The organism is Ktedonospora formicarum, from assembly GCF_016587355.1.
Lineage (GTDB): Bacteria > Chloroflexota > Ktedonobacteria > Ktedonobacterales > Ktedonobacteraceae > Ktedonobacter > Ktedonobacter formicarum.
The window spans coordinates 790,064-811,167 of the sequence record NZ_BNJF01000002.1 but is presented as its reverse complement, the minus strand read 5'-3'; the positions used below and the strand labels follow the sequence as shown (position 1 = coordinate 811,167).

The window sequence follows — 21,104 nt, the reverse complement described above, 5'->3', positions numbered from 1 at the left end:
TTCTCTATCAGGCTTTCTCCGCCATCTTGCGCAGAACGAGGCCGCAACCCATATCCCAGAAATTACGCACAAGACAGTGTAGTTTGGGATACCAGTAAGAGCGGGATGAGCCGTTGGTCTGGTCCCAGATAGGATCGAAGAGCATGAAGGTCACCATCATCTGGTAATCGCGCCAGAGTTGGGGCCAGGTATAGAAGTCGACGCCGAATTTATAAAGGCGTTGAAGGTAGCGATGGAGGAATTGCTCCTCACGGCGAGATTCCTTACGCTGCTCTGGTGTCCAGAAGGTCGCGAGGAGATAGGCAATATCGTAAGCGGGAATGTTCGCACTGACGGCTTCCATATCATAGATGTAAGAAGGGCCCTTCGGCTCCTGCGCCTCTCCGGCTACTTCGCGTGGGCACAGAAACTGGGTGAGATAGCAGTCACCCTGTGTAAGCGTGATTTGCTTGCGTGGCACTATACGCTCTTCCAGATACTGTTTCCAGAGAGACGGCAAGCGTTTCAAAACATATTCATAGGTTGAGCGGATCTGAGAGGAGATCTCGTCTCCGGTGGTGCGCTTAAAGGAGTCCCACTCGCGATGACAGCGCTCAATATGTTGTTCATATGCCTCTTTATCGCTATACCAGGGACGAACAGCAGTAATATGGTTCTGTCCCAACTCGGCATGTTCCCACCAATGCGCGTGAAAGCCTGCCAACGCGTCAGCAATACCATCCATATGGTCTGCGCGAGGCAGGCCGTGTCCCGCCAAAAGCTGCTGGCGAGTTGTGGGCTCGACATGAGTGAGCGAGAGATCTTCGAGCAGCAGATAAGAATTCCCGCTTTGCGTATTATAATCCTGAGCATAGCAGTGAACCAGCATATTCATGTTCTGATGCTGTGTTGTAACAAGATGATAGAAGCCAGCCTCATGTCTACCATTTTGTTTCTGCTGAAGTTTAAGAATGAGCAGGCGTGGTGCCGCGCCATCAGCGTCCTCACTATAGCAAGGTCGCAAATGAGCGGTCAGGGAATTAAAGGCATCGGTTGGAATTTGTTCTATCGTGACAACGCTCCCATGTGGAAGATAGCCGTTCTCACGCAAAGTCTGCGTGAGCCACTCGGGCGTAGCTTCCTCAAGCCGGGATATGACTGAACTCATAGGTTGGATGTTAATCCTCTCTCGTTTTCCCTTATGGTACCGTGTTTCGGTTTCCCCCACAAGTCCTATAAAGAATTCATGTAATTTGACGAGTATCTCTCGTAAGCATACACTATTTTGATCAATGTGTTTCACAATATGTCAAAGTAGGTTTTTTCGTAATTTTGTAGCGTGATGTTTTGTTGCCAAGGCACAGGCCATTTGGGGGGTTATAATCCTATGTCTATGTCTACACTATCTGTTGACCTTGTGGCGGGTGAGACACTGGGTGAATACCGGGTTGAACAGTTATTGGGGCGGGGAAACCTGAATGCCGTCTATCAGGCGCGACATCAGGGGTCTTCGCGCGAAGTGATGCTCACAGTTTTTCTCTTGCCTTCATCCTTCTCTCCTCAGGCGCGAGCGCGGTTCATCGCTCGATTTACTATTGTGGCGTCAAATCTCTTAAAATTACGTCACCCATATATACAAATTGTCGAAGATTTTGGCGAACACTGTGGATTACCATATATGGTATCACCACTGGTAAGTGGTAGTACACTAGCACGCATTTTGAGCGCGCCAAAGCGCCTGACACCATTACAGATATCGCGCATACTAAGAAAAATGGGCGAAGCATTAGACTACACGCATAGCCGAGGTGTCGCGCATGGTGCTTTGCGGCCTCTCAATATCTGGCTGGATGAGCAGAAACTCCAGATTGTGGGCTATGGCCTGGGACCAATGCTGGCGCTACAGGGATTGGTAGGCTCAGACCATCCATATGCGCACCTCTTGAGCATGACAGGATCGTTCCTGGGTGCGCCGGAGTATATCGCGCCAGAGGTCGTCCTAGGGTGCGCCATCAATCCGCGTGCTGATGTTTATGGGTTGGGTGCGATGGCCTTTGAGATGCTTTGCGGACAACCGCCTTTTACCAATAAAGACCCTTTCGTGCTTGCGCGTATGCATGCTGAAGAGCCTATCCCCTCCATGGCCTGTTTGGGCGCGGAGGTTCCAGAAGCGCTTGAACTAACGGTTCAGAAAGCGCTGGCAAGAAAGCCGGAGGATCGTTTCCAAACGGCTGGCGAGTTCGCGGCCTCCTTTACGCGAGTGGTCAAAATGCTTGAAGCACCTGAGCATAAATTAGAAATTGATAAACAGATGGTGGCAGGCTTTTCAGGTTCGTTGATTACAGGTCCACTTACTTCGGGCTCGCTCTCATGGGGAGGAGTTCCACCGCGCCCGGTGAGTGGCTATCTCTCAACGACATCGCACAAACTCCAGGCAATGCCGCATAAAGTGCATTTTGTTCCACCAACTGTAACCACTTCTTTCGAGAGGCTGGGCTCCTTGCAGGGATTGAAGGAAAGTGAGCTCCCAACCATCGCGAAGACACAGCCACTTAACTCAGGTGGTGGCATAGAGCAGCATACTTCGGGAGAATATGAGCACGTTCAGAATGGCTTCGCGACTGTTCCGATGACTCCTCTGAATTGTCCTCAAAGCGCCGTGGAAACGCCTGAGAAGGCCATATCAGAGAACAAGATCAAGCCTCTGCCTGGATCAATGAAGGTAGAGGAGTGGATGAAGTCTCTCAAGAAGCAAACTCGACAAGTGCCTGGTCGAGCGTTGGATATGAGCGTTGATATGTGGACGAGCCAGGATAGAAATAGTCGTAAGCGTATGCTTATTGTTCTAGCTGCCGCTCTACTTGTCCTGGTGATTGGTGGCGTCAGCCTGGCATTCGCTTCGCATGCCACAGTGCAGCGCGCGAGTGGACCTCGGCAGACCATTGGCAAGCCGATCAGTACTCCTCCACCCGTGACAACTACACCTGAGCCAGCGAAGAAAGAACCAGAGCCAACTAGCACGCCAGCGCCTCAGAAGATTGTTATTGGTAACACCAATCAAGGATATGGAACAGCATTAGACTTCAATAATCCCGCCGATGGTAAGAAGAGCTTGCTTATTCGAATGAATGACGGCAACTTTGTGGCCTATGAGAGCAGTTGCACAACTGATGGAGGGCAGCTCACGTATGACGCGGTGAACAATAAGTTGATCTGTGGAGCCGATGGATCGATCTTCGATCCCGCTAATGGCGGCAACGTCGTAAGTGGACCCGCGACAACTCCGCGAAAGCAGATCCCGTTGATTGTCAACACTGACGGAACAGTTACTGTTGATCAATAACCAGGAGATATCCCGGCGCTTGCATTCTCAGAAGGGAATGCAAGCGCCATTTTATTGTCTCTACTCGCTCCCGAGCTGTTATCGTAATCAGCAATGAAGAATGTGAAGCTATTTGGATTGTTGATTCGTACAATAACTACATAGATACAAGAGAAGATACAGTGAAAAGAGTGAGAGCTGTTAAATCTCATTGTACATATGAAAAAGGAATCAACATTCTTCAAGGACTTTGCCGCAAAAAAGCTATTAGATGCCACTCTCGTAATAGAGGGAATTATTGCTCCTCTCAGAGTAGCAATCCAATAGTATGAAATGTCTTTGCACAGACATTTCAAGAGAGTCAGAAAGGATTAATTGAGGTATGGTTACTGCAAGCATTCTTGGTACACTCTGGGCCTGGATTGTCTGGATAGTTATTGGCGGTATCGCTGGCGCAATCGCTGACCGTCTGGTGCAGGGTGATCGCCTGGGTATCATTGGTAACATTGTACTTGGTATCATCGGTGGCGTGCTCGGTGGTGCCGTCCTTGGCTTGTTCGGTATTGGTGATAATGGCCTTTTCTGGACATTCATAACCTGTCTTGTTGGTGCAGTTATCATTCTGTTGATCGCGAAGGCTGTAATGGGTGGTATTGGTGGTCGCCCACGTCACCTCTAAACCTGGTGGCTTAACAAGCGCAAGGAATATGTTTCCAGCCTGCTTGAGCAGACATCTCAATTTGATTGCATAAAAACTGTGGCGGAGAGTCTCAGAAATGAGGCTCTCCGTTTTGCTGTAGCCAATAATTTTTTAGACCATATCTTCTTCTCAACCACGGCTTGATACTCAAGTACTTCCGATTGACCTCAATTTGCGGGTCCTTCCTGTTCTTAATTCCCACAATGCTTGACAACGAATCCTTCTTTCTCTATACTTCTACTATATTCATAGTTATTTAGTATATTAGTTATTTAGCACAAGATTCTCATGGTCGAGAGAGGCTAATGATGATTGAGTTTTACGTGGAGCAGCGCACGGGTGTATCCCCGTATATGCAACTGGTCCAGCAGGTCAAGCGCGCTTTGCGACTAGGCTTGCTTCAGCCAGGGGATCAGCTACCTACCGTGCGCGAAGTTGTCAGCAGGATCACAATCAACCCCAATACGGTCTTTAAAGCCTATCGGGAGCTTGAGCGTGATGGCTTGGTCGAGAGCCGTCCTGGATTGGGCACATTTGTGCGCGCCTCGGTCAGGGTTCCCGATATCGCGAACCTGGAGAAATTACGCGAAACACTTTCGCAATGGCTGGAACAGGCATATCAGGCAGGTCTGGATGACGATGGCATCGCTGACTTATTAGCCGACACCTTGCAAAAGCGAAAATCTCCTACAGCGTAAGCGAAACGCGCTGGATGCGCGTTTAAGAAAATCTCAAGAGGAGAAACGTATATGACATTGGCATTGGAAGCAAGTCAACTTGGCAAGAGGTATGGTAAGCGCTGGGCTCTTCGGAACTGTGATTTGGGCGTCCCCGAGGGGAGTGTAACTGGGCTTGTGGGCCTCAATGGAGCAGGCAAGACGACCCTGATGCACCTGGCGATGGGCCTGCTGAAACCCGACGAGGGCAGCATTCGCGTATTGGGAGAGATAACAGGGCCAAACGCGACGGCACTGATCTCGCGCCTGGGTTTTATCGCGCAAGAGCGACCGCTTTACAAGTCATTCTCTGTACAGGACATGTTAACGCTTGGGCGCAAATTGAATACACAGTGGGACCAGGATTTGGCTGTAAAGACTCTGGAGCGGCTACGCATCTCACTCAAAATGCGCGTCGGTAAGTTATCAGGTGGACAGCAAGCTTTACTGTCCCTGATGATGGCATTGGCGAAACGTCCACAGATGCTCCTGCTAGATGAACCGTTCGCCAGCATTGATCCCGCCGCGCGCCGTGATCTCACGCGCCTCTTAATGGAAACCGCCGCCAGTGAAGGTACCAGTATCCTGATCTCCTCTCACTATATCATGGACCTGGAGAACACCTGCGATCATCTGATCTTACTAGCACAAGGGCAGGTGAAGCTTGAAGACGACATGGATCACTTCATGTCTGAGCATAAGCTGCTGATTGGCCCACGCGACGACTTCGAGCAGATCGCAGCCCGGCATACTGTCCTACAGGCGGGGCATACTGGACGGCAAAGCAATATTGTTGTGCGCCTATCTGCGCCATTTGCCGACTCGCGCTGGACCATTCAAGATCTCTCGCTAGAGGATATTGTATTGGCCTACCTCGATCCGCAGAATGTTCAGCCAGAGCAGAGTAATAGTGAGCGCGAGGAGGTGAGACAATGATCTGGCTAACCTGGCGGCAGCATCGGACCGCTATCCTGTGTGCGGTCTGCCATCGAGTAAATGTGTGCCACTAATATAGAAGGGAATTTTAAGCTATGCTCTGGCTAACCTGGCGACAATATCGCGTTGCCTTACTGATAGGTGCCTTGTTGTTAGTGCTCTATGGCCTCTTGTTTCTGGCTGAGTTGTTCGCAAGCGTTCACTCTCTGTTCGATTTGTCCTTTTTTATGCCCCAGGTCGTCGCGGTCTTCGTGGGCGCTCCATTCGTGGCGCAAGAACGCGAACAGAAGACACATTATGTCGTATGGGGGCAGGGAACCTCGCGTGGGCGCTGGTTTCTGTCACGACTGGCATGGGTTACACTTGGCACCATTGCCATCGCGGGGCTCTTCTGCTGGTCAGCTAACGCAATGACGGGATGGCTCGAGGTCACATATAACTATACTAGCTACTGGGGGAGGCCGGGTATCGTTCTTGGAGGTCTCACGTTGTTCGGACTGATGCTTGGTGTCATGGTGGGAAGCTTTACGCGAAAGAGCATTGTTGCTATGGCACTCACATTTGTCCTGCTCCTGATCTGTTATGTCGTATATTCTCAAGTTGAACATAGGCTCATTCCACCGCATATACAGTACACAGAATACCAGGGGGACAAAGCGCTCTGGGGGACGAATGACCAATTTGGGATCTACGCGGGCTTTGCCGACCGCCAGGGCGATGAGACCGGGGATATTGATAGTTATTGTCGTGCGCATGACCCTGCCTTTACAACCAATGTCAACCAATGTGTGAAAGATCTTGATCTGCAATGGAAGCGCGTTTACCTGACGCCGGACCAGTTCTGGCCTACGCAATTCGCGGGCACTGCTCTCCTGTTGATTGTCTCATTTGTCCTGGCTCTAGTGGCTTTCTTACGTATCCGCTCAGCCGTTGACTAGTCTTCAGTAAGCACATTACCCATTTCCCTTCCATCATTGCCGCTCTCGTTAGGAATAGTAAGTTAATCGCGAGGAGTGACAAGGGTGGAAGGGGTCCTTATTTGTGAGAAGTTTTAGGTGAAAGAGAGGGAAATATGACGACGGTTGAGGTGAGTACACGTTTGATGCCTGGTGTGTACGCTGATGCAAGCATGCCAGTGGTGCATGTGCAGATAGGGAGTGAAGTGTTAGCGGTAAGTGAATTAATCGAGCGCACGGTAAAAGAGCAAGTACGTGTGCTTGCTGAACGCAAGCTTCAGGCTCAGGCTGCTAAACGTATGCTTAATAGATATTACTTGAGTGAGGAAAATGTTCGCGAGCAGACTCAGCAGGGAGCAATACATATGCCATCTGATCGGGCGGAACGTGAAGAGCAGGTGAACATAGAGGTGGCGGTGAAGACAGCACAGGAGGCATTCATACGGCGCTCGTATCTGCTGATTGTGGATGGGCAGCGAATGAATAAACTGGACGAAAAGCTGACGTTTCAGCCTGGAAGCAAGGTAACCTTCTTACGTCTGACTCCTCTTGTTGGAGGCTAATGCTTACTGGAAGAAGTAGTTTGCCAGAATGTCAGATATATTTTATTGGAAGGATATTTAAGTAAGGGTAGAGTGAGACCTTGTGTGGTTTCAATTGTTTGCGACGGGCGGCGCAACTCTTGACTGAGAATCCTATGTCCATAAGCGAGTTGCAGGCCGCACACCATCAGATAGATGCTATAAATGCCACAATCATCTGGGAACAATTGTCGAGAGATGACCTGGAGCCAACCAACCCAATTCAGTACGAGAGAAGTGTGCAGGAACTAAGTCAGTTTCCAGGGGAAACGCTCAAAGTGCTGTTTCCCCTGACACCACATGCCCACAGACTCATAGCCGATGCGCTTGGCTGGCATGAGGCGCAACCACTCCTCAATTATATTGAATCTCATACAAATTGTTTGCAGTCAGTCGGGCAGATGCTGGATGAGAGTAGTATGTTCGGGGTGGTGGATATTGAGGAGGTGAGAGCATTACTGGCGAGAGTGCCAAAGGAATCAGCGCGTATGATGCTGAGCCTCTTTGTGGAGGCTGGCATCCACAAAGAGATTTGTTATCAAGTGAGCGCCATTGCGGGCTGGAATCGAGAGCGCGTGGCAAAGGGGATCAAACATCATAGCCAGGTCGCGATAGCATGTCTAGGTCTACTGCCACTGGAACGAGGCGATGAGGAAGTGCTAGAACGGTACCTGCGCCTGCGAGAAATCGAAGGTATGGCACACAAATTTGGCCCGCAACGGCGAGTCACCCATAAGCAAGCTGCCTATGAAGGTATGAGGAATCTTGCCAGGCTAGCGGATTATGCTGACACGACATTAATGGAATGGGAGATGGAGGCGCGCGTAGCTCGGGATCGCTCTCCCGAAGGGAGGCGTTGGCAGGTTAGTGCGTATAGTATTACATTGCGGTTAGATGGCATCGACATCTCACTTGATATTGAGCGTGATGGGCGCTTACTCAAATCAGTACCAAAAGAGGTTCGTGCTAGTGCGGTATATCAGGAGGCGAAGGAGGCTGTACAGCTTTTGCGTGACCAGTTGAAGCGCCTGCGCACTAACCTGCTAGAGATGTTGGTTGCGAGCGAGAAGATACTCACCGTTGGCGAATTACAGAACCTTGTGAGGCTTCCTCTTGCGCGAAAATTATTAGAGCGTCTTGTGATGGTGAGTGGTGAGAATATGTTTGGGCTTTTCGATGGTGAGCGCTTCGTGCTACAAGACCTTGATGGCTCCTTGCATCCTATTACGCAACCAGTAAGAGTGGCGCACTCCTACTCACTTTTTCAGGCTGGCGTTCTGACCGCGTGGCAACGTGAGATCATTTGCCGGAAGATTGTGCAGCCCGTCAAACAAGTATTTCGTGAGCTGTATATTCTGACCCCTGCTGAACGAGAGGCGGTTGCATTCTCCAGGCGCTTTGCTGGACACTGGGTGCGTGGGAATATCGCTGGAAGCCTTCTTGGTTCTCGTCAATGGCGGCTGCAAGAATATGATGTTTGTTTCAAGACTTTTGGCACCATCCAGGCGTGCGTTGAATTATCACAAGCCAGTTACTATGAAGGCTTTATTGTTGGTCAGCCTATGTTGGTGGGAAATATCTATTTTCGGTCCACAGTGCGCTCATATGAGCGTATGTGGGAAGAGTCAAAAAAATACATACCACTCGGAGAGGTGCCTCCACTTGTCTTCTCGGAAGCTATGCGCAATATTGATCTCGTCGTATCTGTAGCGCAGATAGAGGATCAGCAAATGCTCTTTTGCTCAAGCGAAGTCTACGAGCGGCGCCGTGAATTGCTACAAGCGTTATTGGATGACCTGAGTCTGGCAGGTGTCACGCTGGATGGACATTTCGCGTATGTACAAGGAAAGCTCGCTCGTTATCGTGTTCACCTCAATAGTGGCGCGATCCATATAGAGCCAGGGCACTATCTGTGCATTGTCCCACAGAACTGGGGTGGGAGCCATCCTCAACTCTTTCTTCCCTTTGCTGATAAAGAGGACACCCGGCTTAGCGAGATTGTGAGTAAGATACTCCTACTCCTGGAAGATGATCGTATTAAGGACGAATCAATCTTGCGACAGATTAGAAGCCATATTTAGAAGGAGAACGGGGTCCGGAATTGGCGTGTGGGGCGTGGTGTCTGCCTGTCCGGAGTACTTTGTTCAACCGCCCAGGTGAACGCTTGAGCGAAATCATGCATGCTGGGGAAGCGTTTCTCAGGACTCTTGGCAAGTGCCTTCATGACGACCTGTTCAATAAGGGGCGAGAGCGCGGAATTTCTTGTTCGCAGAGGTGGCGGCATATGGTGAAGATGTTGTTCAACCAGTTCATCAAATGTGCCGCTAAAAGGCCATGTTCCGCTCAGCCATTCATAGATTGTAACCGCGAGAGAATACTGATCGCTCGCACGTCGTGGTGTGCCTAACAACTGCTCCGGTGCCGCATAAATGACTGTGCCCTCGAAGTCATGCTGTTGAGGTGCAAGAGGATCGAGACTGTGTGAGACAACGGAGATTCCAAAATCGCTTAAGAGAACATTGCCTTGAGCGTTGATAAGCATGTTATGAGGCTTGATATCGCGATGAATAAGTTGCTGTTCATGAAGATAGGTAATAGCATCGGCAACTTGCCTGACGTATCGGACAACAGTCGAGGATTCAACCACTTGCCCCTTGGGATGGCGCTCACGTAGGTTTCCGTTGGGAAGGTAGTCCATCACAAGATAAGTGAAGTCATCCTGTGTACCGAACGCACGAACGCGCACAATATAGGGATGCTCCAGGCGTTTGAGGCGAGTAGCATGGATGAAGAAACGAGTAAGGTTATCCCCTGCCCGGTGCCCAGGCAGGATCTTTACCGCTACTGGAGAGTGGCTGCTTGCATATTCGGCTAGGTAGATCTCGGAGCCATTACCGTGTCCTAGTAGACTCAGTAGGCGATAGCCCTCAATCTCACGGCTCAGGCTATGCTTGTCGATCATTAGTTCCACTGTCAATCCCGCAAAATGAACCCTACACCACTTACATTTCTCTCTTTCGATTTTATGTTATGCTCAGTTTTATGTCAAATGAACAGGACGTTTATACAGGAGGTCTGTACGAATGACCCGAATGACTCCGAACTATGAAGATAGCTAGACGCCTCATAACGTATATGCAGGGGTTGTAAGACTTTGCATTAGCGCGTATGGACGAGGATAGAGCCAGTTGTGTTCTCGATATGCAGACTAGCAGTGAAAGAGCTTGTCGAAGGCGCATCAAAGTCGTTTTGTACCTGCCCTAACATAGAGGAGATAGAGACATCAACGGGCGCGTTACTGGGCAATGTGGCATCGATACTTCCAGCCGTTGTTTTGAATATATTTTCGCTTTGAGGAGCGATGCTACCATCAAATGTTACCATGCCTGCGACCGTTTCCAGATGTGATGAACGCTCAAGAGTTGTGCACTGAAGATCAATGGAGCCTCCCTCGGTTGAAATGTCCTGTTGTCCCGAAAGATCAGCAATATCAACTGTGCCTGCGACATTTCTGATGTAAGTATCGGTCGCAAGTGGCGTTGTTATGTCGAAATTTATGTACGTAGAATCGCCGTTAGATGTTTCATTGGCATCAAAATCATTTGTCTTCTCAATGTGGTTAATTCGTGAGGTAATGTGAATGATCGAGCCTTGTTGAGCGTAATTGACAATGATAGTGTCATTGTATGCGGTATGTTTGCTGCCCTGGATATGGACTTGCTGTGTCGTGCCTCGGTGAATATGGATTCTAGCAGCATCGCTATCGATGTTCAATACCGTTCGTCCAATAATCGCGAACGTTTTTTGAAATGTGTCAGGCGTTTTGTCATAGGAAAAGGTTTGCGTGAATGTCTCACCACTACAAGAACTAAACATGAGTAATGTGAGTGCTAGCAAAAGTAAGTGCCAGCCAAAGGGGGCGATTCGACGCAAGCATTTAATGAAAATATTGTGTATAGAGATTGGCATAATGCTCTCTTCCCTTTCCTTCCTCTCCATTCCTAATATGGTAATACAAAGCATGCTAGCCTCCTATATAGTCTTCTAACATCTAAATTATACATTTATAATAAAAATCATCTAAGTCTTATAATAATATATAAGAAGCATTTGAGCGTCGAACTGCCTCATATCGTAGGTTGCCGTAGCTGGTAGGTTTGGTATGAATGGAGCATTACTGTCTGCGAGAAGTAGCCAGGTTGGCGTTGTGTTTCTGCCAGTCTTGGATATCAGAGCTATTTCTAGGATAGAATAAGAGTTGTCGAGCCCGGCTCGTCGAGAGCAAATAATTGTGACCCCTATATTTTTTGGTGTCTATGCTCTAAACTATGTAAGGTCGGATGGACCATACTACGAAATTATAAGTGAGAACTTTTAGATAGAGCGGAGAGCTTATTATGTTACTTGCGGGTGATATTGGTGGTACAAAGACACACCTTGCTATTTATTCATCACCACGCGAACTGCGAACGCCCGTGGTTGATAAAACCTTTCCGAGTGCACGTTATTCGAGCCTTGAGGTTATGGTTAAAGAATTCCTCATGCAAGTAGATGCGAATATTGACCGAGCCTGCTTTGGGGTCGCGGGACCCATTGTCCAGGGAAAGGCCAAGATCACGAATCTGCCCTGGCTTATGGATGAAGTCGAGCTCCAAAGGAACCTGGGCATTGAGAAGGTTCGTCTTCTCAATGACTTAGCCGCGATGGCATATGGCGTACCTCTCTTGAGTGAGGAGGAGACATATATCCTTAACAAGGGCGTGGTTAATCCTCAAGGGCCCATCGCAGTGGTCGCGCCTGGCACAGGCTTAGGGGAGGCATACCTGGTCCATAACGGCTCGCACTATGTGGCCTATGGAAGTGAAGGTGGACATGCTGATTTCGCGCCGCTAGATGAGAAAGAAATTGGCTTGCTCCGTTTCATGCTTGAGCGTACTTCGCACGTGAGTTATGAACATGTGTGTTCGGGTATTGGTCTCCCAAATATTTATGCCTACCTAGAGTCAACTGGTATTTATGAGGTTCCCAAGTGGTTAAGTGAGCAACTGGCTCAGGAGACAATGCAAACCCCAACCATTATTAAAGGCGCGAAAGAGTCGTCTATGCCGATTTGTGTAGAGGCTGTGAGGATGTTTGCTTCAATTCTTGGGGCTGAAGCGGGCAATGTGGCGCTTAAAGTGCTCGCAACGGGAGGTGTCTACATCGGCGGAGGCTTGCCACCGCGTATCCTGCCTTACCTTTCCGATGGCTCATTTATGAAGACATTTGTGGCGAAAGGGCGTATGGGTAAGATGCTGGCTGATTATCCAGTGTCTGTCATCCAGTATCCAAATACAGCCTTGGTTGGTGCTGCCTCGTTTGGCTTTACTTTGTAACAGGCAATCTATGCCCTAAACTTACAGTGTATGAGCTACGCTGGGTTGCGCGAGCTGAAGCCTGAGTTAAATAGAGAGCCAATGCTGAGTGTGCCGATAAAGTGAGATGTTCCGCATAAAGGTCAGGTGTTAGTGAGAAATAAGATCTCAGCCTAAATTCAGGAACATCTCAGTGTAGTCTCAGTACGACGGATTAGAATAAAAAGCAAGGTATCCCTGGCGGGTGTTCTGTTATGTGTCGATACGCTAAAGGGGCTGATCGATGTCTTTGCTCTTGAAGGGATGCCTTTTATGGAATTGCCCTCTTCAGGGCAATTTTTTTTGTATTAAAATCCATTTTTCCCATTAAAGGTGATAAGGGCCTCTGGTTTGAGAGAGAGCCAAAAAAGACCGAGGCCGCTGCTTGGTGCGGAGCAGCGGCCTCGATACGAGAGAAGGGTGAATGTGTATGTTGGGTATATATGTAGGAATCTTTAAACGTATGTAAAATCAGGAATCCGTTCTTATCGGCAGGGGTGATTCACCATTTCCTTACTGTCGATACTATAGCGCAAGAAGATGAAAGCACACTGTGAAGAAGCTGAACTCAAACTGAGAGGGGAAAATTGCTGTCGTAATCCTATATCAAAGTGCCAGAGTGAGCCAGCATAGCCAGATTTACGGGGAAGTTCTAATCGGAGAACATTAGGTACTTTTTCTCACATTGGCAAGCTTTGTATATTTTATATGCCTAATTGGGTACGTAACATTATCACATATGTATTTCAGCGAATATGGCATACCCTTATACTGGAAACAGAATGTATCATTGTAGATTGATACAACCGAGGAGTCTCAACTGATCTGAGCGTTGGCTACGTTAGCGATGCACTCAGGACGACTTCAGTTACTTTTAAGTGTCAGTTCATGCGATATCGCTATGCTATAAAGTGTCGGAGTAGTGTAACCGATATAAAAGGCATAGATGAATAAAGGTGCTACGAATTAAGTGTATGTACTACCTATCGGCAAACAGAGCGCTGAAGCGCCTGCTACGCTAGTGGCATGGATTTTATGTAAGGCGTTAGATAGAGTGTGCTATGAATAGTTGCACCGGCACTTACTATCTTGAGGGATATGCGCCTCGCGCGATATCTTTTTATACCAAATTTAGGAGGTATGTCAGTGAAAGCTACCATGCAAGAAGGAAAAGAGATGAATAAGACCGGTCAGAGTGATGAATTGTTGACGGTACATGAGGTTGCTCGTCATTTGCGTGTAGATGATACAACCGTGCGGCGCTGGATCAAGAGTGGCGCGCTAGAGGCCGTCACGCTGCCACATCGGGGCAAGCGTCGTGGGTATCGTGTGCGTAAGATGACTTTAGATACGTTGCTGAACAATTCAACGATGCCAGCATAAACCTGAGGCTATTGCGTAGTCTCTGCTTCTGGATTTATCCAGAAACAATTAGAGATGTGAATGTTGTTTGTGTTTGACTGCAACACTCGCATCTCTTTTTTATGAAAGGGATCAAAGCGATTGCAATTCCAATTATTTATGCTATAAAAAGAGGTACCTAAGTTTGATGGAAAGATAGAAGGTACATAACATGGATGCACTCCTGGCTGAATTGCAACGTACTCTCTGGACGAATATTCCTATTACTCGCAAGCTTGGCCTTAAAGGCGAGAGCTATGATGGTACTCACCTGTGCCTTAAGGCACCTCTGACCACGAATATCAATCATGCTGGTACCGCCTTCGCAGGTAGTCTGAATGCGCTGCTAACTCTTACTGGTTGGGGTATGCTCTGGTTAATTTTACGCGAACTAGAGCTTGATGGCGAGATTGTAATTCAGGATAGCAGTTGTCGCTACGTTGCCCCGGTCACTCACGATTTTATGTCATCCTGCGTGCGTCCTCGGGAGGATGACATCGAACGTTTCGCGAGCACATTGCGCAAGTATGGTAAGGCTCGCCTGACCTTACAGGTCAGTATTATCGAGGATGGGCAGACCATTGTTTCCTTCACTGGCCGATATGTAGTGCATCAGTATGGCGAGTCTACCAATTCCCGTGTATCCGCACGCGAGACATACTTATAAACTACCCACGGTCGAGACCCTTGAATGCGCTATATATTTCCTCTTGGGAAGGGCAAAGTCTCAGAGTCCGCTGCGAATACAGGATTAGCCCGATGTTGCTGTAAGTGTTGTGTGATCTCGTCTGCTATGTCAACCTGTGTGTTTCGTTTGGAGGCGTGGTAGATCGCGAAAGAATCAAATAGCAGGAACAAGAAGGGGAGGTCAATGAGGAAGAGCAAGAATAGCACGAGCATTGGGTGATTGGAGAAGGCGCTATCCGATCCCAGATAGCGGTCCAGGGAGAAGGCTGCACTATTACTTATAACCAACCCTATGAGGATGCCATAGAGCATTTTGTGAGGATGCACTGGGATTTGATACGAGTGAGTCTTTAGACGAAAGAGGTATCGATAGCTCAGAGCAAGTGGCGTAATTACTAGAAGCAAAAAGCAGGTAAGCACAGGTAGATTAACGAGCGCCTTCATGTTTTCGAGTATGTACATGGATATTAACCCCTCCAACCACTAGTCACCAAATACTCACTTTAAGCTACAGTATAAATGCTATCACAATCTGAAAATGCGAATGGGTACAGAGCACAAGATGTATACAGGGCTATGCGCCTCTGAAGGCTGGCACAAAGAGAGCCAAATTCCGAAAATCTGGACTCTGGCTCTCTTTATTTCTTTTACTAATGTGTTTCGGATGTGCTTGTCCCGGCACGCTCAATAAGAGCGTGGATGTTAGCAAGGGAAAGTTCTGTGAGCGAGGTCAGGCGTAGACTGGCTTCAGAGAAGTCGAAATGGCTGGTAAGGGGATTGGGGACAGCAACACAGAAAATACCAGCCGCGAGAGCGGCTCGCATACCGTTGAGAGAGTCTTCCAATGCGATAGCTTCATGAGGCTCTACCCCAAGTTGTGCTAATGCGGACTGGTAGACATCGGGTCTGGGCTTGGCATGCCGTACCTCGTCACCGCAGGCAATAGCATCAAAGTAGCTTAAAAGGTCACGCTCTTTGAGATGTCCCGCTACCCAGGAGCGGGGGGAACTTGAGGCGACAGCGAGCAGAAGCCCGTTTCTCTTAGCCTCATGTATCAGATCCTCCACCCCAGGCAGGATTGGCTGATTGGCTATAAGTTCCAGGTGGCGTTTAATGCGCTGCTGGCGTATGGCCTCACGGTCGAAGGTCTTCCCACTCTTCTCCTCAAAGTGATCAAAGATATTAAAAGGGCTAGTGCCTGGTCCAGTACCTACCAGTGGTAGCCAGTCTTCGAGGGCGAAGGGGGCATTATGTTCTTGATAAATCTCCTGCCATGAGAGGAAATCGGGCATCTCAGTATCAATGACAAGTCCATCAAAATCAAAAATAATGGCTTTAAGCATAAATTTATGGTTATTCCTTTATGAAAGACGCTGGTTGCATGTGCTAAATCCTCTCAATATCATATGACAACGCGCCCCAGAGGGCCAAATTACCTGGTACCCTTACCTTCTTACGCAGGAAGCCAGCGGGTCATAAAGTGACGCTTATGCTCTGCAAAACCAGCTTTGCGGTATAAGTGTTGTCCAACCTCGTTATCATACTCGACTTCAAGATGTAGAGCGCGAATACCCATTTCCTGGCAGGCCTTTTCGAGAAAGGCGAGCGTCTGAGTCCCTACCTTCTTTCCCCTCGCATCATCACTAATATATAGCTCATCAACCAGCGCGTCTCGCCCATAGAACTCAATGCTATAGCCAAAGGTAAGAATGACATAACCAACTGGCTGCTGGTTGTATTGGATCAACCATATACGACCGTACGCAGGTGTCCGAAGTAAGTGGTCAACTACTTCTCGTTTCCTCTCGCTTAGTTGATAGCTATACATTGCGTAGAATTGTTGCATAAAGAAAATAATGGTCTCAAGATCGGTAGGAGTGGCTAGTTGGAATGTTACACTAGACATTCTATGGCTCCATCTAGTTCATTGCTTGCGGCATACTCATTGAAAATGATTTCATTCTGCTTTTTGACAGAGGCGACCATGCCCTTTGGAGTGGGGTGGTTTCGCGAAAGACTGTACTTATGTTTATGGTATCACATCAGATCAGTAGCAAAATTGGCTGTTCGCGCTCGCTATGGGCCAATCGTATGATAATATATGTAAGATCGGAAAGTGCGTTCAATCAGTTTGTATGGGTAAAGGTGGATGGAGATTGCGATTTCTGGGTTAAGCTACAATGGGCAGATCAGACGTTTGCGAGAACTGGCGGAAGCGGCCCTCACCTACTTTGATATTGGTAATGCGCGTCTAAGCCTGCTCAACTCCGGCGCGGATACTTTGTTTCAAGTTATGGCTCAACGACGTATCGCCTCAGATGAGGATAGCTTGAATGTACATATTGAAAAGGGACGCTATACACTGCGGCTGTATGGGGATGAGGTAAGTACAGAATCTATCTTATCTGAAATGCGCTGGCTGCTCGCGTTGAGGCGCGATACCGAATTGGTAGTGCCGGAACCAGTTGCAACGCGAACTGGTTCCCTGTTAATACAGGTTGAGATTGAAGATATCCCCGAAACTCCTCGCTGTGGCCTTTTTCGCTGGGTCGAAGGGCGTTTCTCAGAATCTCTATTGAACGTGAGTCGCATGGAGCGTGCTGGAATGTTTATGGCGCGCTTACACCAGCACGCGGAAAACTACATGCTTCCATCTGATTTCACGCGCCCTCGCTGGGATTGGCAAGAGCTTATAAAGCCCGAGCTTACCGAGATTGCAGGAGATCTAGGACTTTCAGCGCGTGAGGCTGCGACCTTCACCACTCTCTTTGAGCAAATGGAGGAAATGTTTGCTCAATTGACAACCAATAAGGCGCACTATGGATTGATCCACAGCGATTTTCAACCCTCGAATTACCTTTTCTACAAAGACGAGGTGCGTGCCATCGACTTTGAAAAATGTCAGTTTGGGTATTATCTCTATGATATGGCTGTGGCATTATATTCACTGTGTGGACGTGCCAGTGAGGAGATATTACGCGAAGCCTTTTTTAGCGGTTATACTCAAATTCGTGTTCTCCCTGAACAGCATGAGAAGCGTCTAAGCCTCTTCACTGCTATCTATATACTAGAACCTCTCTTAAGAAATATGTGGTCGCACAGCGTACAGGCCCGAACTGTCCTTATACATGAACTCAAACTTGTAGCGGAACAGGTACGTGCTTATCTAGCCTTGTAGTCCTTCTTATCTAGCACAAGAATAGGTTAGTTGCTGTCTACATCCTCTGTCAGCAATATGTTCCCTTGTTTATCATAGCAAGCAAACGTCATGCTGCTTGTATCCACAGTCCATTTCTCTATACCGCTATCCGCCAGTCCTTTGGACATTTCCAGATAGCTTGTTTTTCCCTGGTTATGAAGGTCAAGGTGTTCTTGAGCTTTCTCTCTATCGCTGATATCGCTAATCTGAAGCATGTCGTGGACGGAAGGGGAGACAACCTTATATCCCTCCTTGCTGAAAAATTCCGAATGCCCATCAGCGAGATATGAGTCATATTTTTCAACACCTAACAATTGAAGTGCTCGCACGTATTGAGAGAAATCCTCTATGGTGCCGAGACGATCATGTATTTCGTTAAGTTGCTCGAGTGTAAACATAGGGAAATTTTACCACGATTATGAGGTTGAATGCTACAGATCGGGCTTCATCTTATTATATCTTCTAAAGTATTGACAAATCGCTTTTGGTAATGTTAATTACTGTATAGTAGTACAAAATATTTTATAGTAATATGATGTTACTTGAGAGTGAGGGAAGTCATGAAACCACTATTAACCTCTGATGAATTGGCGGAAATCTTAAAGGTTGATGTTGTCACGATTCGCCGATTAGTAAACCGGCAGGAGATCACGGCCTATCGTATTGGTAATGAATTTCGTTTCACGGAATCTGACCTGGAAGGTTATCTTCAGAGGCAGAGGCTCCCTGCCAGAGAGGAGGGAAATAACCTCCCCGGGCGCTTCTCTGGCTTCTTGCGAAAGATATTAGGTGGAGCAGGTCAGGGGGATCGTTTCAATTTCACAAAGCGTGCCCTCAAAGTCATCAGCCTTGCTTACGAGGAGTCCCTTGAATTAGAGCTCAATTATGTTGGTACTGAGCATCTCCTATTGGGCATGTTGAAAGAAGGAGAGGGAATTGCCGCGCTAGCCTTGCGTGAGCAGAGAGTTAGCTATGAACAGGTGTATGAGCTTGTGAAGGGCATTAATAGCGAGTCTCAAAGTGACTTGAACAAAGTTGGTTTGACCACCAGGGCAAAAAAGGTCATCAAATTGAGTGTCGATGAAGCGAAGCGTCTGGGGCATGCTTTTATTGGTACCGAACATCTCCTGCTGAGTATCTTGCGTGAAGGTGAAGGACTGGCATGTGGAATCCTTAAAGAGCTAATGAGTGAGGAGAAATATACGCAATTGTCAGAGGAGGTTATACAGAAGGCTAAATTACGTAGAGAGACTCAAGGCAAATATGCTGGAGTAGAAGAGGCACGTCAACTTCTCCTCAACGACGAGGGGAAAGGTCTGCCCTGCGTTAATTGTGGCGAGTTTTGTCCAGATCACTTTAAATACTGCTCTAACTGTGGCTCTCGCTTGCGCGAAGAGTGATGATCGCTTGCTTCCATTTTCGCTTATCGATTATACTCCAGAGAAGAAAATCAGAACTGGAGAGGTGTTTTAATGTCACAGATTCTATCTTTATTCGCGATTACTGGGCAGATTGCGATTGTGACTGGTGGAAGTGGGGTACTGGGTAGCGAAATGGCACGTACTCTGGCTCAAGCTGGCGCACGGGTTGTTGTCATTGGTCGACGCCTGGAGGCATGTGAAGAGGTTGTGAGCAGTATTCAATCCAGTGGCGGAGAGGCGATAGCGATCTCTTGCGACGTGACCAACAAAGCTGACCTTGAGCGTGCGCGCGATCAAATATTGCAGCGCTATGGCACTATCGATATCCTTGTCAATGGGGCTGGTGGTAATCAGGCAGCAGCCACCGTCTCTCAGGAACGAAGCTTTTTTGAACTGGATGAGCAGGCCGTGAATACCGTTTTTGGTCTTAATTTTCAGGGAACACTGCTCCCCTGCCAGGTTTTCGGTGGAGTAATGGCGAAACAGGGCCATGGAAGCATTGTGAATATCTCATCAATGGCTTCTTTGCGCCCTCTCACACGTGTTGTCTCCTATGGCGCGGCGAAGGCCGCCATCAACAACTTCACGCAATGGTTGGCCTCGCATATGGCACAGGAGTACAACACGCATATACGGGTCAATGCCATCGCGCCCGGCTTTTTCCTGACTGAGCAGAACCGTTTTCTGCTCACGGACGTCAATGGTGGGCAGACCGCGCGAGGTAAAGCTATTCTGGCTCATACTCCCGCCGGGCGCTACGGAACACCGGAGGATCTGGCGGGCACGCTTCTTTGGTTAGTAAGTCCCTCAGCGTCCTTTGTGACAGGGATCGTTGTGCCTGTCGATGGTGGCTTCGCGGCATTTAGTGGAGTGTAGCCCACGCAGCCACCACTCACATTTTATTCCGGTTTATGATCTTGATAGGTCTCCGCCTGAGAACTGAGAGATTCCTTGAGTGTGGGAAGATATGTCTTTAACCAGGCCGCGTATTGTGGTAGCACCACTTCAGGCTCGGCGATTTCTGGATGCCATTTCTTCTCCCACTCTACCGAAACCCAGCCATCATAGCCAAGTTGCGCAAGCTGCAAGAGCTGATTGTCAACTGGAATTTCTCCCTCACCAAGCAGGTTGAATTCCCACTTACCATCAGCCAGGTGTGTAGCATCCTTTACATGATAATGCATGATGCGCGAACCGAGAACGCGCGAGACCTCCTCATCTGGCTCACCTGCGCGGTAAGTATGCATGCCATCCCAAAGGGCACCTACTGCTGGTTTGTTGACCTTATCAAGAAGGCGCGCTACCCGGTAAGCCGAGGAAAAGGCATCATGTGTCTCTAAGGCAACAACCACCCCCGCCTGCTGCGCCTCTTCAGCGACAGCGTTAAGCTCGCCCGCCATCCAAATATGTACTTCTTCCTCTGAAGGCTCAGTCTCAGAACCTGATTGGTTTACACCACCGAATACGCGAATAACAGGAACCTGTAGCTCGCTTGCGAGCTGTATCCAGGAGCGCATAGATTCCACCTGCTCTTGTTGCCCCTGCTTGGTTGCCTGATTGAGAGTGCATGACGTATCAAACGCGCAGACTTCTAGCCCATTCTCGCGAATGAGATTGACCGCGTTCACGATCTTCTCACGATCTCGATGATATTCCATTACATCACCATCAAGCAGGCGCAGTTCAATGCCGTCATAACCGAACTGCTGGGCTGCTGCAATAATTTGCGCAAGGTTCCATGAAGGGCAGGCGAGTGTAGTGAAAGCTACTTTCATATTGTAGTACCTCTTTCTGTGGCTATCGCGGCGTATAG

General features: G+C 48.4%; 20 protein-coding genes and 2 pseudogenes. 14 read left to right on the top strand and 8 right to left on the bottom strand.

The features are described from left to right. Window positions 1-7 precede the first annotated feature (7 nt). Window positions 8-1,147, bottom strand: a complete 1,140-nt coding sequence (locus K3T82_RS22405) for a protein kinase family protein (RefSeq protein WP_220195776.1) — start codon at window positions 1,145-1,147, stop codon at window positions 8-10. 219 nt (window positions 1,148-1,366) lie between these two features. On the opposite strand from K3T82_RS22405, the gene K3T82_RS22400 reads away from it, so the two are divergent. The 7 genes from K3T82_RS22400 (at window position 1,367) to K3T82_RS22370 (ending at window position 9,271) form a co-directional block, all read left to right on the top strand. Next, complete coding sequence (locus K3T82_RS22400) at window positions 1,367-3,322, top strand: protein kinase domain-containing protein (RefSeq protein ID WP_220195775.1); 1,956 nt, start codon at window positions 1,367-1,369, stop codon at window positions 3,320-3,322. 361 nt (window positions 3,323-3,683) lie between these two features. Further along, the gene (locus K3T82_RS22395) at window positions 3,684-3,980 is read left to right on the top strand and encodes a GlsB/YeaQ/YmgE family stress response membrane protein (RefSeq protein WP_220195774.1); all 297 of its coding nucleotides are present in this window, start codon (window positions 3,684-3,686) and stop codon (window positions 3,978-3,980) included. A gap of 329 nt (window positions 3,981-4,309) precedes the next feature. After that, window positions 4,310-4,699: a GntR family transcriptional regulator gene (locus K3T82_RS22390; RefSeq protein ID WP_220196503.1), complete on the top strand. Its 390-nt coding sequence runs from the start codon at window positions 4,310-4,312 to the stop codon at window positions 4,697-4,699. 51 nt (window positions 4,700-4,750) lie between these two features. Then, window positions 4,751-5,653, top strand: a complete 903-nt coding sequence (locus K3T82_RS22385) for an ABC transporter ATP-binding protein (RefSeq protein ID WP_220195773.1) — start codon at window positions 4,751-4,753, stop codon at window positions 5,651-5,653. Window positions 5,654-5,748: 95 nt separating this feature from the next. Next, window positions 5,749-6,591 (top strand): ABC transporter permease, encoded by an 843-nt coding sequence (locus K3T82_RS22380; protein WP_220195772.1) that lies wholly within the window; start codon window positions 5,749-5,751, stop codon window positions 6,589-6,591. A 134-nt stretch (window positions 6,592-6,725) separates the two neighbouring features. Then, entirely contained in the window at window positions 6,726-7,172 is a 447-nt protein-coding gene (locus K3T82_RS22375; RefSeq protein WP_220195771.1) for a hypothetical protein, read from the top strand. Between the two features lie 134 nt (window positions 7,173-7,306). Next, window positions 7,307-9,271: a DUF4132 domain-containing protein gene (locus tag K3T82_RS22370; RefSeq protein WP_220195770.1), complete on the top strand. Its 1,965-nt coding sequence runs from the start codon at window positions 7,307-7,309 to the stop codon at window positions 9,269-9,271. Here K3T82_RS22370 and K3T82_RS22365 read toward each other — a convergent pair. Together K3T82_RS22365 and K3T82_RS22360 are read right to left on the bottom strand one after the other, a co-directional pair. Continuing rightward, on the bottom strand, window positions 9,268-10,152 hold the full coding sequence (locus K3T82_RS22365) for a serine/threonine protein kinase (RefSeq protein WP_220195769.1): 885 nt from the start codon (window positions 10,150-10,152) through the stop codon (window positions 9,268-9,270). The two genes, K3T82_RS22370 and K3T82_RS22365, sit on opposite strands and share 4 nt — an antisense overlap. A gap of 197 nt (window positions 10,153-10,349) precedes the next feature. Further along, window positions 10,350-11,159 (bottom strand): DUF4097 family beta strand repeat-containing protein, encoded by an 810-nt coding sequence (locus K3T82_RS22360; RefSeq protein WP_220195768.1) that lies wholly within the window; start codon window positions 11,157-11,159, stop codon window positions 10,350-10,352. 428 nt (window positions 11,160-11,587) lie between these two features. Between K3T82_RS22360 and glk the strand changes: the two genes are divergently transcribed. From glk to K3T82_RS22345, 3 genes are all read left to right on the top strand, one after another. Further along, complete coding sequence (glk, locus tag K3T82_RS22355) at window positions 11,588-12,565, top strand: glucokinase (RefSeq protein WP_220195767.1); 978 nt, start codon at window positions 11,588-11,590, stop codon at window positions 12,563-12,565. Window positions 12,566-13,759: 1,194 nt separating this feature from the next. Continuing rightward, window positions 13,760-13,966, top strand: a complete 207-nt coding sequence (locus tag K3T82_RS22350; protein WP_220195766.1) for a helix-turn-helix domain-containing protein — start codon at window positions 13,760-13,762, stop codon at window positions 13,964-13,966. Between the two features lie 190 nt (window positions 13,967-14,156). Then, window positions 14,157-14,651 (top strand): thioesterase domain-containing protein, encoded by a 495-nt coding sequence (locus K3T82_RS22345; protein ID WP_220195765.1) that lies wholly within the window; start codon window positions 14,157-14,159, stop codon window positions 14,649-14,651. Window positions 14,652-14,680: 29 nt separating this feature from the next. Here K3T82_RS22345 and K3T82_RS22340 read toward each other — a convergent pair whose 3' ends face one another. From K3T82_RS22340 to K3T82_RS22330, 3 genes are all read right to left on the bottom strand, one after another. Beyond that, window positions 14,681-15,133: a hypothetical protein gene (locus K3T82_RS22340; RefSeq protein WP_220195764.1), complete on the bottom strand. Its 453-nt coding sequence runs from the start codon at window positions 15,131-15,133 to the stop codon at window positions 14,681-14,683. A gap of 188 nt (window positions 15,134-15,321) precedes the next feature. Then, window positions 15,322-16,014: an HAD family hydrolase gene (locus K3T82_RS22335; protein ID WP_220195763.1), complete on the bottom strand. Its 693-nt coding sequence runs from the start codon at window positions 16,012-16,014 to the stop codon at window positions 15,322-15,324. A 110-nt stretch (window positions 16,015-16,124) separates the two neighbouring features. Then, on the bottom strand, window positions 16,125-16,577 hold the full coding sequence (locus tag K3T82_RS22330) for a GNAT family N-acetyltransferase (RefSeq protein WP_220195762.1): 453 nt from the start codon (window positions 16,575-16,577) through the stop codon (window positions 16,125-16,127). Between the two features lie 243 nt (window positions 16,578-16,820). Between K3T82_RS22330 and K3T82_RS22325 the strand changes: the two genes are divergently transcribed. Then, window positions 16,821-17,849 carry a phosphotransferase enzyme family protein gene (locus K3T82_RS22325; protein ID WP_220195761.1) on the top strand — a complete coding sequence of 343 codons (1,029 nt, stop codon included), beginning with the start codon at window positions 16,821-16,823 and terminating at the stop codon, window positions 17,847-17,849. A 26-nt stretch (window positions 17,850-17,875) separates the two neighbouring features. Here K3T82_RS22325 and K3T82_RS22320 read toward each other — a convergent pair whose 3' ends face one another. Then, window positions 17,876-18,268 carry a DUF1398 domain-containing protein gene (locus tag K3T82_RS22320; protein ID WP_220195760.1) on the bottom strand — a complete coding sequence of 131 codons (393 nt, stop codon included), beginning with the start codon at window positions 18,266-18,268 and terminating at the stop codon, window positions 17,876-17,878. Between the two features lie 162 nt (window positions 18,269-18,430). Between K3T82_RS22320 and K3T82_RS50885 the strand changes: the two are divergent. The 3 genes and pseudogenes from K3T82_RS50885 to K3T82_RS22310 form a co-directional block, all read left to right on the top strand. Then, a pseudogene (locus K3T82_RS50885) lies at window positions 18,431-18,580 on the top strand (helix-turn-helix domain-containing protein); the annotation flags it as partial. A 63-nt stretch (window positions 18,581-18,643) separates the two neighbouring features. Then, window positions 18,644-19,054 (top strand): annotated as a pseudogene (locus tag K3T82_RS50880) (Clp protease N-terminal domain-containing protein); the annotation flags it as partial. 288 nt (window positions 19,055-19,342) lie between these two features. Further along, on the top strand, window positions 19,343-20,167 hold the full coding sequence (locus tag K3T82_RS22310; RefSeq protein ID WP_220195758.1) for an SDR family oxidoreductase: 825 nt from the start codon (window positions 19,343-19,345) through the stop codon (window positions 20,165-20,167). Between the two features lie 23 nt (window positions 20,168-20,190). On the opposite strand, the gene K3T82_RS22305 is transcribed toward K3T82_RS22310, so the two are convergent. Continuing rightward, on the bottom strand, window positions 20,191-21,066 hold the full coding sequence (locus K3T82_RS22305) for a sugar phosphate isomerase/epimerase family protein (RefSeq protein ID WP_220195757.1): 876 nt from the start codon (window positions 21,064-21,066) through the stop codon (window positions 20,191-20,193). Window positions 21,067-21,104: the final 38 nt, after the last annotated feature.

Coding starts and splice junctions, on each gene's coding strand:
- K3T82_RS22405 (WP_220195776.1), bottom strand. CDS start 1,147: ATGAGTTCAGTCATATCCCGGCTTGAGGAAGCTACGCCCGAGTGGCTC.
- K3T82_RS22400 (WP_220195775.1), top strand. CDS start 1,367: ATGTCTATGTCTACACTATCTGTTGACCTTGTGGCGGGTGAGACACTG.
- K3T82_RS22395 (WP_220195774.1), top strand. CDS start 3,684: ATGGTTACTGCAAGCATTCTTGGTACACTCTGGGCCTGGATTGTCTGG.
- K3T82_RS22390 (WP_220196503.1), top strand. CDS start 4,310: ATGATTGAGTTTTACGTGGAGCAGCGCACGGGTGTATCCCCGTATATG.
- K3T82_RS22385 (WP_220195773.1), top strand. CDS start 4,751: ATGACATTGGCATTGGAAGCAAGTCAACTTGGCAAGAGGTATGGTAAG.
- K3T82_RS22380 (WP_220195772.1), top strand. CDS start 5,749: ATGCTCTGGCTAACCTGGCGACAATATCGCGTTGCCTTACTGATAGGT.
- K3T82_RS22375 (WP_220195771.1), top strand. CDS start 6,726: ATGACGACGGTTGAGGTGAGTACACGTTTGATGCCTGGTGTGTACGCT.
- K3T82_RS22370 (WP_220195770.1), top strand. CDS start 7,307: ATGTCCATAAGCGAGTTGCAGGCCGCACACCATCAGATAGATGCTATA.
- K3T82_RS22365 (WP_220195769.1), bottom strand. CDS start 10,152: ATGATCGACAAGCATAGCCTGAGCCGTGAGATTGAGGGCTATCGCCTA.
- K3T82_RS22360 (WP_220195768.1), bottom strand. CDS start 11,159: ATGCCAATCTCTATACACAATATTTTCATTAAATGCTTGCGTCGAATC.
- glk (WP_220195767.1), top strand. CDS start 11,588: ATGTTACTTGCGGGTGATATTGGTGGTACAAAGACACACCTTGCTATT.
- K3T82_RS22350 (WP_220195766.1), top strand. CDS start 13,760: ATGAATAAGACCGGTCAGAGTGATGAATTGTTGACGGTACATGAGGTT.
- K3T82_RS22345 (WP_220195765.1), top strand. CDS start 14,157: ATGGATGCACTCCTGGCTGAATTGCAACGTACTCTCTGGACGAATATT.
- K3T82_RS22340 (WP_220195764.1), bottom strand. CDS start 15,133: ATGTACATACTCGAAAACATGAAGGCGCTCGTTAATCTACCTGTGCTT.
- K3T82_RS22335 (WP_220195763.1), bottom strand. CDS start 16,014: ATGCTTAAAGCCATTATTTTTGATTTTGATGGACTTGTCATTGATACT.
- K3T82_RS22330 (WP_220195762.1), bottom strand. CDS start 16,577: ATGTCTAGTGTAACATTCCAACTAGCCACTCCTACCGATCTTGAGACC.
- K3T82_RS22325 (WP_220195761.1), top strand. CDS start 16,821: ATGGAGATTGCGATTTCTGGGTTAAGCTACAATGGGCAGATCAGACGT.
- K3T82_RS22320 (WP_220195760.1), bottom strand. CDS start 18,268: ATGTTTACACTCGAGCAACTTAACGAAATACATGATCGTCTCGGCACC.
- K3T82_RS22310 (WP_220195758.1), top strand. CDS start 19,343: ATGTCACAGATTCTATCTTTATTCGCGATTACTGGGCAGATTGCGATT.
- K3T82_RS22305 (WP_220195757.1), bottom strand. CDS start 21,066: ATGAAAGTAGCTTTCACTACACTCGCCTGCCCTTCATGGAACCTTGCG.